Here is an 11,098-nt window from a genome sequence, read left to right as displayed (position 1 = left end):
GCGCCTCCTGGCACTCCCGCGGCCCGATCGCCCGACGGACTGACTGCCGGCACGCAGAGTCACGGCTCGCCGCGCGGACGCCGTCCGCTGGTCCGTCTTCGTCAGGCCACCGTCGAGGTTCGGCGCGGAACGGTGGACAGTGCGCTGCCATGGGGAGCATCCAGACCCAGCAGCGCACCACGACGGTCGCGGGGTCCTTCCGTCCGCGGCCCCGCGCGGAGTACTGGGACCATCGGACCGCGTCATGGCAGGTGGTGAACCCGATCCCCGCCCCGCGCCGGGGCTGACGGGTCAGGCGCCGCGGCGCTGGTGCAGCCGGGTGAGCGCCTCTTCGAGCAGCGCGTCGCCGTCGGCGTCGCTGCGGCGCTCCCGCACGTAGGCCAGGTGCGTCTTGTACGGCTCGGTGCGCGGCGCCGGGGGCGGGTTCTGCTCGTCCTGACCGGCCGGGAGGCCGCAGCGCGGACAGTCCCAGTGCTCGGGGACGTCGGCGTCGCTGGCGAACGCCACCCGGGTCTCGTGCCGGTTCGCGCACCAGAAGGGGATCCGGTTGCGCGGCGCGGCCTCACCGCGCTCGGCCTCACCCATCGGACCTGCTCCGACCCGGGTGCCCCGAATCGCGTTGCCACCAGCCACGAGCGCCCCCTGATCGATGCGTCCAGGTCGTGCGGCGCATGCCACACCGCGCGCAGTCTATGGCCTGGGGAGACGATCTCCGGTCACGATTTTCGCTCGAATCAGTGCCGCGTCGAGCGGGTCCGGCGGTGGCGCGTCAGCCGGCCTTGAGCAGGATGCCCAGGCCGACGATGCAGACGGCCCAGACGATGGCGCAGAAGACGGTCAGCCGGTTCAGGTTCTTCTCGACGACCGAGGAGCCGGCCAGCGACGAGGACACCGCGCCGCCGAACATCGAGGACAGACCGCCGCCCTTGCCCCGGTGCAGGAGGATCAGCACGATGAGGATGGCGCTGGTGAGCACCAGCACCACGTTGAGGACGAGCTCGATCATCACTTCTCCTGCACTCGGCGGCCGGCGGCACACCCCGGGCTGTTCGCTCCGAGCCTAGCCGACGCTCGCCGGACCGTTCCGTCAGTGCGCTTCCGCGCCACGGTCCGCTCCTCGCTCTCCGGCGCTCGCTGCGATGCTCCCGCGGCTGTCAGCGCACCCCGGCGGTGGCGACGTCGTAACCGCTGTACGGCAGCACCACCACCCCGTTGCGCAGCCGCTGACCGGCGAGCAATTGGATGCGGGTCTCTCCCAGCGGCACGTAGACCGCCGACTTGTCCACGCTCTCGGCGACCTTCCGCCAGCCGGCCGCGCCGCCGGAGGCGCGGGCCTGGTCGATCAGCGCGTTCACCGCCGGGTCGTTGAGCCGGGCGTAGTTGGTGTTGCCGACGTTGCGGATGCTGCGCCCGTCGACCAGAGGCCCCAGGAACGACGCCGGCGTCGGGAAGTCCGCCGTCCAGGTGGCCTGCACGATGCCGTAGCCGTTGGCGGTGACGTTGTTCGGGCTGCCGACGTCCGTCGCGTAGAACGTGCCGGCGGGCAGCGGCTTGACGTCCACCGTGATGCCGACCTCGCCGAGCTCCCGGGCGATCTCCTCGGCCGCGACGACGCCGCTCGACGTGTCGGCCACCGCGAGCACCGTCGAGAAGCCGTCGGCGTGCCCGCAGGCCTTCAGGTGGGCACGGGCCGAGTCGGCGTCGGCACGGGGGTCGCTGTCCTTCGGTCCGCCCGGCAGATCGCGGGGCCACAGCTCCGAGCGGCGGACGACGTTCACCGGCCCGCCGAGGGCCTGCTGCACGGCACGGCGGTCGATGGCGGCCGCGACCGCCGCGCGGCAGTCGGCGTTGTCCATCGGGGCGACGTCCGTCGGCAGGGCCAGCAGCCGCAGCGCCCCGGTGGTGACGTCGTCCACGCGCTGCCGCACCGGGTTGTCCGCGCTCTCGGTGAGCCGCCTGGTGGTCACCGCCTGCACGCCGGTGCCGGTGATGTCGAGGTCGGCCGAGCCGGCAAGCAGCGCCTGGTCGCGCTCCACGCCGCTGAGCCCGGTGCGCACGATCACCTTGTCGGGCAGCGCCGTCCGGACGTCGTCGGTGGCGGGGTCCCACTGGGGGTTGCGGTCGAGCAGGATGCCGGTGCCCGCGTCGACGGAGGTGACGGCGTACGGCCCCGAGGACATGGGGTCGGCGCCGTAGTTCGCGCCGGTGTCGGCCTCGATCGGCACCGGACTGCTGGACGGCAGGGCCATGACGAACGGCAGGTCCGGCTGCGGCGTGCGCAGCTTGAAGACGATCGTCTGGTCGTCCGGGGTCTCGATGGAGGGCAGGCCCAGCTTGTCCGCCGCCTCGTCCTGGTAGGGACCCGCGTACTGGTCCTTGGGGTCGTCCAGGAGATCCACCACGTAGGTGGGGCCGCCGACGATGACGTCGGAGGCGAAGGACCGCTCGATGCCGTACTTCACGTCGCGCGACGTGATCGGCCGGCCGTTCTCGAACTTCACGCCCTGGCGGAGGGTGAACGTCCAGCTCAGTCCGTCGTCCGAGGCCTTGCCGAGGTTGGTGGCGAGGTCGGGCACCAGCTCGTCGGTGTGGCCGGGCTCGGCGCTGTAGGTGACCAGGGTGCGGGCGTAGAGCCGCATCAGGTTCCACACGCCGGGCAGGTAGGAGCGCTGCGGGTCGAGGCTGTCGATCTCCGCCGAGACGATCCGCAGGGTGCCGCCGGTGTGGTCGGACGGCGCCCGGACACCCGTCAGCCCGGCGTCGGCGCTCCCCTCGACGACCGGGACGTCGCTCGTGCCCCCGGCGCCGCCGCCGCAGCTGACCGCGACGACGACGACCAGGACCACGACGCCGGCCAGCGCCAGGATGCGCCGCCGGGACCAGCCGCGCGCCCAGGCGGGGAGCCGCTCGGCGAGCCGTTCCAGCGTGCCGTTCTCCAAGCTGCTGCCGCCCCCACCCGTGTCGGCCGGCGGCGGGAGCGGGGCTCAGCTGCCGCCGGCGGCGTTCTGACAGATCTGCGCGAACTCGTCGGCGTCCAGGCTGGCGCCGCCGACGAGGGCACCGTCGATGTCCGGCCCGGCCAGGATCCCGGCCGTGTTCGCGGCCTTCACCGACCCTCCGTACAGGATACGGACGCCCGAGCCCGTCTCCGGGCCGAACCGCTCGGCGAGCCGCGCCCGGAGTGCGCCGCACACCTCCTGCGCGTCCTCGGGGGTGGCGACCTCGCCGGTGCCGATGGCCCACACCGGCTCGTAGGCGATGACCACGCCGCCCGCGCCGCCCGTCAGCTGTTCGGCGGTCAGCCCGTCGAGGGAGGCGTCGAGCTGGCCGGTGCAGTGCTCGACGTGAGCGCCGGCCTGCCGGATCTCCAGCCCCTCGCCCACGCAGACGATCGGCACGATGCCGTGCTTCAGCGCCGCGTGCGCCTTGGCCGCCACCACCGCGTCGTCCTCGGCGTGCATCGCCCGCCGCTCGGAGTGCCCGACGGTGACGTACTGGCACGCCAGGGCGGACAGCATCGCGCCGCTGACCTCGCCGGTGTAGGCGCCGGAGTCGTGGACCGAGACGTCCTGCGCGCCGTAGCCGACCTCGAGCTTGTCGCCGGTCACCAGCGTCTGGACGCTGCGCAGTGCGGTGAACGGCGGCAGCACGACCACCTCGACCTCGTCGAGGATCCGCTCCGGGATGGTGAACGCGAGCTTCTGCACCAGGCCGATCGCATCCAGGTGCGTCATGTTCATCTTCCAGTTGCCGGCGATGAGCGGACGCCGTCCCTCATGCCTGCCCGGCGTCCGGTCCTTGAGAGCCATGTCCGCTCCCCTGCTCAGTCGGCGAGCACCGCGAGGCCCGGCAGCTCCCGGCCCTCGAGGTACTCCAGCGACGCACCGCCGCCGGTGCTGATGTGGCCGTACGCGGCCTCGTCGAGGCCGAGCTGCCGGACCGCGGCAGCGGAGTCCCCGCCGCCGACCACCGACAGCCCGTCGACAGCGCCGACCGACGCGGCCACGCCACGTGTACCGGCCTGGAACGGCGCCAGCTCGAACACGCCCATCGGCCCGTTCCAGAACACCGTGCGGGCGCCGCCCAGCTCGGCGCCGAACAGCTCGACGGTGCGGGGGCCGACGTCGAGGCCCAACTGGTCCTCCGGGATCGCGTCCACCGGGACGACGGTCGTGGGTGCCTCCGCGCTGAACTCCGGCGCGCAGACCACGTCGACCGGCAGCACGATCTTCTCCCCCGCCTCGGCGAGCAGCCGGCGGCAGGTGTCGACCTGGTCGGTCTCGAGCAGCGACTTGCCCACGCCGTGCCCCTGTGCGACCAGGAACGTGAAGCACATGCCGCCGCCGATGAGCAGCCGGTCGACCTTGGGCAGCAGCGCCTCGATGACGGCCAGCTTGTCGCTGACCTTCGAACCGCCCAGGACGACCACGTACGGCCGCTCCGGGTCGGTGGTCAGGCGGGTCAGCACGTCGAGCTCGCGGGCCACCAGGCGGCCGGCGTAGTGCGGCAGCCGCTCGGCCACGTCGAACACCGAGGCGTGCTTGCGGTGCACGGCGCCGAAGGCGTCGTCGACGTAGGCGTCGGCCAGGGCGGCGAACCGGTCGGCCAGCTCGCCGCGGGCCGCGTCGTCCTTCGACGTCTCGGCGGCCTCGAAGCGCACGTTCTCCAGCAGCAGGACGTCGCCGTCGGCCAGCGCCGCCGCCTTCGCACGGGCGTCGTCACCGGCGACGTCGGCCGCCAGCGGCACCGCGCCGCCCAGCAGCTCGCCGAGCCGGGCCGCGACCGGGGCGAGGGAGAACTGCGGGTCGGGCGTGCCCTTCGGCCGCCCGAGGTGGGCGGCGACGATCACGCGCGCGCCGGCGTCCCGGAGAGCCTGCAGGGTGGGGAGGCTGGCGCGGATCCGGCCGTCGTCCGTTATCTGGCCGGTCTGCTTGTCCAGCGGGACGTTCAGGTCGGCGCGCAGGAGCACGCGCCGACCCGAGACGCCCTCGGCGAGGAGGTCGTCTACCGAACGCATCAGAGCGACTTGCCGACCAGGGTGGTGAGGTCGACGAGGCGGTTGGAGTAGCCCCACTCGTTGTCGTACCAGCCGAGCACCTTCGCCATCGGGCCGAAGACCTTGGTCAGCTTCGCGTCGTAGATGCAGGACGACGGGTCGGTGACGATGTCGGAGGAGACGATCGGGTCGCTCGTGTACGTGAGGTACTTGCCGAGCGGGCCCGCCGCGGCCTCGCGGTAGGCGGCGTCGATCTCGTCGGCCGACGCCTCCTTGCCCAGCTGGACGGTGAGGTCGGTGGCCGAGCCGGTCGGGACCGGCACGCGGATGGCGTAGCCGTCCAGCTTGCCCTTGAGCTCCGGCAGCACGAGGCCGATCGCCTTCGCGGCACCGGTGGACGTCGGCACCATGTTCAGCGCGGCGGCACGGGCGCGGCGGAGGTCCTTGTGCGGGCCGTCCTGCAGGTTCTGGTCGGCGGTGTAGGCGTGGATGGTGGTCATCAGGCCGCGCTCGATGCCGAACGCGTCGTTGAGGACCTTCGCCAGCGGGGCCAGGCAGTTCGTGGTGCAGGACGCGTTGCTGATGATCGTCTGCGAGCCGTCGTAGAGGTTGTCGTTGACGCCCATGACGATCGTGATGTCGTCGTCCGTGGCGGGCGCGGAGATGATGACCTTCTTCGCGCCACCGGCGTCGACGTGCTTGCGGGCGTCGGCTGCCTTGGTGAAGAAACCGGTCGACTCGACGACGACGTCGACCCCGAGGTCGCCCCACGGCAGGTTGGCCGGGTCGCGCTCGGACAGCACCTTCATCGTGTTGCCCGCGATCTTGATGCCCTCGCCGTCGGCCGCGACGTCCTCGGACAGCTTGCCGAGAATGCTGTCGTACTTCAGCAGGTGGGCGAGCACCTCGGGGCTGGTCAGGTCGTTGACCGCCACGATCTCGATGTCCTGGCCGCTCGCCGCGGCGGCCCGCCAGAAGTTCCGGCCGATGCGGCCGAACCCGTTGATGCCAACTCGGACCGTCACTGCTGCCTCCCATAGACCGATGGAGCTGTCGCTCGGCGGCCGCACATCGCGCGGCCTCGCTCCCGGGAAGCCTATCGGTCGGCGCCCGGGGTCACTGAGCGAGCATGTCGTCGGTGACGACGGACTCGGTGTCCGGGATGCCGAGGTCCTTGGCGCGCTTGTCGGCCATCGCCAGGAGACGCCGTATGCGGCCGGCGACGGCGTCCTTGGTCATCGGCGGCTCGGCCCGCTGGCCGAGCTCCTCCAGTGAGGCCTGACCGAACTCCAGGCGCAGCCGGCCGGCGACCAGCAGGTGCTCGGGGGCGTCGTTGGCGAGGATCTCCAGCGCCCGCTCGACCCGCGCGCTGGCGGCGACCGCGGCACGGGCCGACCGGCGCAGGTTCGCGTCGTCGAAGTTGGCCAGCCGGTTGGCGGTGGCCCGCACCTCGCGGCGCATCCGCCGCTCCTCCCAGGCCAGGACGGCGTCGTGCGCGCCCATGCGGGTGAGCAGCGCGCTGATCGCGTCGCCGTCCCGGATGACCACCCGGTCGGCGCCGCGGACCTCGCGCGCCTTGGCCGGGATGCCGAGCCGCCGGGCCGCGCCGACCAGCGCCATCGCGGCCTCGGGCCCGGGGCACGTCACCTCGAGCGAGGACGACCGGCCGGGCTCGGTGAGCGACCCGTGGGCGAGGAAGGCGCCGCGCCAGGCGGCCTCGGCGTCGTTGATGCCGCCGGACACCACCGCGGGCGGCAGGCCGCGGACGGGGCGGCCGCGCTGGTCGACCAGGCCGGTCTGCCGGGCCAGGCCCTCGCCGTGCTTGGCGATCCGCACCAGGTAGCGCACGCCGCGGCGGATGTTGCCACCGGCGAGCACGCTGACGCCGCTCGTGTACCCGTAGACCTCGCTGATGTCGCGGCGCAGTCGTCTGGCCACCGAGCCGGTGTCGAGCTCCGCCTCGATGACCACCCGACCGCCCACGATGTGCAGGCCGCCCGAGAAACGCAGCAGCGCCGTGACCTCCGCCTTGCGCTCGGAGGTCTTCGTGCACTCCACGCGTGAGAGCTCGTCCTTGACCATTGCGGTCATCGCCATGTGCGGCGTCCCCTTCCCCCTCGTACCGACCGATCCGGTCCGGCCTCTGTCGCCGTCAGTTCCGATACCCGATCGGACACCCGTACTCCCTACCGTGCGCCGACCACGGAGGCCAGCGCTGCGGACAGGCGCACTGGATCGTGCCGTGGCGCGCCGTCCAGCGCAGCAACCGGAGCCAGGACGAGCTCGGCACCGCACTCGCGCACCGCAGACAGGAGACCACGGCGGTCAACAACCGATTCATCGTCGGCGACCACGGTGTGCAACGCCACCCCGCCCAGATGCGCCTGCAGCACGCTCAGATGCTCCTCCGGGGAGAAGTCGTCGGTCTCCCCGGGCTGCGGCTCCAGGTTCAGGACGACGACCACGCGCGCGCTGGTCGCGGCCAGGGCCTCACGCAGCGCGGGCACCAGCAGGTGCGGCAGCACGGACGTGTACCAGGAGCCGGGACCGAGCGAGACGACGTCCGCCGCGGCGACCGCCTCGAGCACCGCCGGGTTCACCGGCGGGTCGGGCGGGGAGAGCAAGATCTCACGGACCCGGTCGGCCGTCGCCGCGATCGCGACCTGTCCGCGGATCGTGCGGCTGCGCTCGGGGTCGTCGGGATCGACGGTCTCGACGCGGGCCACCAGGTCGAGCGGGACGTCGGCCATCGGCAGCACGCGGCCGCAGCAGTCGAGCAGCTCCCCGATCTCGTCCAGGGCCCGCACGGTGTCCCCGCCGTGCATCTCGGTCAGCCCGGTGAGCATCAGGTTGCCGACCGGGTGCCCGGCCAGGACGCCGGTGCCGCCGAGGCGGTGCTGCAGGAGAGCTGCCAGCTCCTGGGGACGGTCCCCCTCGCCGGCGAGGGCGGCGAGGGCCATGCGGAGGTCGCCGGGCGGGAGGACGGGCATCTCGCGGCGGATCCGGCCGGAGGAGCCGCCGTCGTCGGCGACCGTGACGACCGCGGTCACGTGCGGGGTGAGCCGCCGCCAGGCGGCCAGGGCCGCGGCCAGCCCGTGGCCGCCGCCGAACGCGACCACGCGCGGTGCTGCGCCTCCCACTACTCGCGGCCCAGGTCGCGGTGGCGGGCGGTGGCAGCGATGCCCTCGGCCTGCAGCCGGCGGGCGAATTCCTCGGCGATCGCCACGCTGCGGTGCTTCCCCCCGGTGCAGCCCACGGTGAGGGTCAGGTATCGCTTGCCCTCGCGGCGGTAACCGGGGATGAGCAGCCGCAGCACGTCGGTGTAGCGGTCGAGGAACTCCTCGGCGTCGGGCTGGCCGAGGACGAACCCGCGGACGTCGTCGTCCTGCCCGGTGTGGTCGCGGAGCTCGGGGATCCAGTGCGGGTTGGGCAGGAAGCGCGCGTCGACGACCAGGTCGGCGTCCAGCGGCAGCCCGTACTTGAAGCCGAAGCTCATGACCGTCGCGGTGAGCGGCGGGGTGCGACCCTCGCGCGCGAACGCGTTCTCCAGCGTCGCCCTCAACTGGTGGACGTTGAGGTCGCTGGTGTCGACCCAGAGGTCTGCCTCGCCGGCGATGCCGGTGAGGAGGGCCCGTTCGGCCGAGATGCCGTCGATCAGGGTGCCGTTGCCCTGCAGGGGGTGCTCGCGCCGGTTGGACTCGTAACGCCGCACGAGCACCTCGTCGCGGGCGTGCACGAAGACCACCCGCGGCCGGTGCCCGGCCTCGGACAGGACGCGGATCGCCTCCTGCAGGTCACTGGAGAACGCCCGGCTGCGGACGTCGACGACCGCCGCGAACCGGCGGAGGTCGCCGCGGGCGCCGAGCTCCACCATCGGCAGGAGCAGCGCCGGCGGGAGGTTGTCCACGACGTACCAGCCGAGGTCCTCCAGCACGCGGCCGGCGCTGTTCTTGCCGGAGCCGGAGAGCCCCGTGACGACGACGACCTCGAGCGGCTGGGCCTCGATGCCCGGACGGTCCCGCGGGCCCGTGACGGGGACGTGGGGGCCGCCCTCGGCACGCGGGCCGACGACGCCGTCGGGTGTTCCGACGCTCATGAAGCCACCCGCCCGACCTCGGCCGTGTCACCGGCGCCGGCGCGCGGGGTGCCTCGCTCGGCCGGGCCCTGGGGTGCGGTGGTGGACTCCTCCGGCTCGGCGATCGCGGCCTGCACCGCCTCCGCCGTCCGTCGTCCGATGCCGGGCACGGCCATCAGCTCCTCGACCGTGGCGGCCCGCAACCGCTTGAGCGACCCGAACTGCTTCATCAGCGCCTTCCGCCGCGACTCCCCGAGACCGGGAACGTCATCCAACAACGAGACCAGCATGCTGGTCGACCGCTTCTGCCGGTGATAGGTGATCGCGAACCGGTGGGCCTCGTCGCGGACCCGCTGCAGCAGGTAGAGGGCCTCGGAGGTGCGGGGAAGGATCACCGGGTCGTTGTCACCGGGCAGCCAGACCTCCTCCATGCGCTTGGCGAGCCCGCAGACGGCGACGTCGACGATGCCCAGCTCGGCGAGCGAGCGGCTCGCGGCGGCCACCTGCGGAGCGCCGCCGTCGACGACGAGCAGGTTCGGCGGGTAGGCGAACCTCCTGGGCCGGCCCTCCTCGGCGGAGACGCCCTGCTCGTTGCGGCGGTCCTCCTCGTCCCTGAGGTGCCGGGCGAACCGGCGGCGCACGACCTCGGCCATGGCCGCGGTGTCGTCGGTGCCCTGGGCGACGGAGAAGCGGCGGTAGTCGGACTTCTTGGCCAGCCCGTCCTCGAACACCACCATGCTCGCGACGACGTTCGTGCCCTGGACGTGCGAGACGTCCATGCACTCGATCCGCAGCGGCGCGTCGGGCAGCTCGAGGGCCTCCTGTAGCTCGGACAGGGCGAGGCTGCGGGCGGTCAGGTCGCTGGAGCGCTTGACCCGGTGCCGGGCGAACGCCTCCTTCGCGTTGCGCTCGACGGTCTCGAGCAGGCTGCGCTTGTCGCCGCGCTGAGGCACGCGGAGGCTGACCCGGCTGCCGCGCAGCTCGCTGAGCAGCTCCTCGTACACGTCGGCGTCGGCCGGGAGCTCGGGGACCAGCACCTCCTTGGGCACCGCCTCACCCGCTTCCCCGATGCCGGTCTGCTCGTCGACCCCGCCGTAGACCTGCAGGAGGAACTGCTCGACCAGTTCCCCGGTGGTGACGGCCTCGACCTTGTCGACGATCCAGCCGCGCTGGCCCCGCACCCGGCCGCCGCGGACGTGGAAGACCTGGACCGCGGCCTCCAGCTCGTCCTGGGCGAAGGCGACGACGTCGGCGTCGGTGCCGTCACCGAGGACGACGGCCTGCTTCTCCAGCGCCCGCCGCAGCGCGCCGAGGTCGTCGCGGATGCGGGCGGCCTTCTCGAACTCGAGGTTCTCCGACGCCGCCGCCATCTCGCGCTCGAGGCGCTTGATCATCGACTCCGTGCGGCCGGCCATGAAGTCGCAGAAGTCGTCGACGATCTCGCGGTGCTCCTCGGCGCTGACGCGGCCGACGCAGGGAGCGGAGCACTTGCCGATGTAGCCGAGCAGGCAGGGGCGGCCGATCTGCCCGGCGCGCTTGAACACGCCGTTGGAGCAGGTGCGGGCCGGGAAGACGCGGGTGAGCGTGTCGAGGGTCTCGCGGATGGCCCAGGCGTGGGCGTAGGGACCGAAGTAGCGGACGCCCTTCTTCTTCGGCCCGCGCATCACCTGCAGGCGCGGGTACTCCTCGTTCAACGTGACCGCCAGCGACGGGTAGCTCTTGTCGTCGCGGTAGCGGACGTTGAACCGCGGGTCGAACTCCTTGATCCAGTTGTACTCGAGCTGGAGGGCCTCGACCTCGGTGCCCACGACGGTCCAGTCGACGCTTGCGGCCGTCGTCACCATCTGGCGGGTGCGCGGGTGCAGCCCGGCGACGTCGGCGAAGTAGCTGTTCAGCCGCTGGCGGAGGCTCTTGGCCTTGCCCACGTAGATGACCCGGCCGTTGCCGTCGCGGAACCGGTAGACACCCGGGGACTCCGGGATGCTGCCGACCGCCGGGCGGTACGTCGACGGGTCGGCCATGCGTCC

11 protein-coding genes are annotated in these 11,098 nt (G+C 72.8%); 1 reads left to right on the top strand and 10 read right to left on the bottom strand.

Features of this window, described 5'->3' with window-relative positions:
• Positions 1 to 149: 149 nt before the first annotated feature.
• Positions 150 to 287 carry a hypothetical protein gene (locus AC2H4J_RS18960; protein ID WP_487466451.1) on the top strand — a complete coding sequence of 46 codons (138 nt, stop codon included), beginning with the start codon at positions 150 to 152 and terminating at the stop codon, positions 285 to 287.
• 4 nt (positions 288 to 291) lie between these two features.
• Here AC2H4J_RS18960 and AC2H4J_RS18955 read toward each other — a convergent pair whose 3' ends face one another.
• The 10 genes from AC2H4J_RS18955 to uvrC form a co-directional block, all read right to left on the bottom strand.
• Entirely contained in the window at positions 292 to 633 is a 342-nt protein-coding gene (locus AC2H4J_RS18955) for an RNA polymerase-binding protein RbpA (protein ID WP_487466450.1), read from the bottom strand.
• Between the two features lie 136 nt (positions 634 to 769).
• A complete protein-coding gene (secG, locus tag AC2H4J_RS18950) occupies positions 770 to 1,006 on the bottom strand; it encodes a preprotein translocase subunit SecG (RefSeq protein ID WP_487466449.1) in 237 nt (78 codons plus the stop codon).
• 148 nt (positions 1,007 to 1,154) lie between these two features.
• A complete protein-coding gene (locus tag AC2H4J_RS18945; RefSeq protein ID WP_487466448.1) occupies positions 1,155 to 2,939 on the bottom strand; it encodes an ABC transporter substrate-binding protein in 1,785 nt (594 codons plus the stop codon).
• Positions 2,940 to 2,984: 45 nt separating this feature from the next.
• Positions 2,985 to 3,809 carry a triose-phosphate isomerase gene (gene tpiA, locus AC2H4J_RS18940; protein WP_487466447.1) on the bottom strand — a complete coding sequence of 275 codons (825 nt, stop codon included), beginning with the start codon at positions 3,807 to 3,809 and terminating at the stop codon, positions 2,985 to 2,987.
• A gap of 14 nt (positions 3,810 to 3,823) precedes the next feature.
• Complete coding sequence (locus AC2H4J_RS18935; RefSeq protein ID WP_487466446.1) at positions 3,824 to 5,017, bottom strand: phosphoglycerate kinase; 1,194 nt, start codon at positions 5,015 to 5,017, stop codon at positions 3,824 to 3,826.
• Positions 5,017 to 6,021: a type I glyceraldehyde-3-phosphate dehydrogenase gene (gap, locus tag AC2H4J_RS18930; RefSeq protein WP_487466445.1), complete on the bottom strand. Its 1,005-nt coding sequence runs from the start codon at positions 6,019 to 6,021 to the stop codon at positions 5,017 to 5,019. Before gap ends, AC2H4J_RS18935 begins: the two co-directional genes overlap by 1 nt.
• A 91-nt stretch (positions 6,022 to 6,112) precedes the next feature.
• Complete coding sequence (gene whiA, locus AC2H4J_RS18925) at positions 6,113 to 7,093, bottom strand: DNA-binding protein WhiA (protein ID WP_487466444.1); 981 nt, start codon at positions 7,091 to 7,093, stop codon at positions 6,113 to 6,115.
• A gap of 89 nt (positions 7,094 to 7,182) precedes the next feature.
• The gene (locus AC2H4J_RS18920) at positions 7,183 to 8,115 is read right to left on the bottom strand and encodes a gluconeogenesis factor YvcK family protein (RefSeq protein WP_487466443.1); all 933 of its coding nucleotides are present in this window, start codon (positions 8,113 to 8,115) and stop codon (positions 7,183 to 7,185) included.
• A 20-nt stretch (positions 8,116 to 8,135) separates the two neighbouring features.
• Positions 8,136 to 9,092 (bottom strand): RNase adapter RapZ, encoded by a 957-nt coding sequence (rapZ, locus tag AC2H4J_RS18915; RefSeq protein WP_487466442.1) that lies wholly within the window; start codon positions 9,090 to 9,092, stop codon positions 8,136 to 8,138.
• Positions 9,089 to 11,092, bottom strand: a complete 2,004-nt coding sequence (gene uvrC / locus AC2H4J_RS18910; RefSeq protein ID WP_487466441.1) for an excinuclease ABC subunit UvrC — start codon at positions 11,090 to 11,092, stop codon at positions 9,089 to 9,091. The genes rapZ and uvrC overlap by 4 nt, the downstream gene beginning before the upstream one ends.
• Between the last annotated feature and the right edge of the window lie 6 nt (positions 11,093 to 11,098).

The organism is Blastococcus sp. OS1-29 (assembly GCF_057628075.1).
This window is presented reverse-complemented; position numbering and strand designations above follow the sequence as displayed.

Coding starts and splice junctions, on each gene's coding strand:
- tpiA (WP_487466447.1), bottom strand. CDS start 3,809: ATGGCTCTCAAGGACCGGACGCCGGGCAGGCATGAGGGACGGCGTCCG.
- AC2H4J_RS18960 (WP_487466451.1), top strand. CDS start 150: ATGGGGAGCATCCAGACCCAGCAGCGCACCACGACGGTCGCGGGGTCC.
- AC2H4J_RS18935 (WP_487466446.1), bottom strand. CDS start 5,017: ATGCGTTCGGTAGACGACCTCCTCGCCGAGGGCGTCTCGGGTCGGCGC.
- uvrC (WP_487466441.1), bottom strand. CDS start 11,092: ATGGCCGACCCGTCGACGTACCGCCCGGCGGTCGGCAGCATCCCGGAG.
- rapZ (WP_487466442.1), bottom strand. CDS start 9,092: ATGAGCGTCGGAACACCCGACGGCGTCGTCGGCCCGCGTGCCGAGGGC.
- secG (WP_487466449.1), bottom strand. CDS start 1,006: ATGATCGAGCTCGTCCTCAACGTGGTGCTGGTGCTCACCAGCGCCATC.
- whiA (WP_487466444.1), bottom strand. CDS start 7,093: ATGGCGATGACCGCAATGGTCAAGGACGAGCTCTCACGCGTGGAGTGC.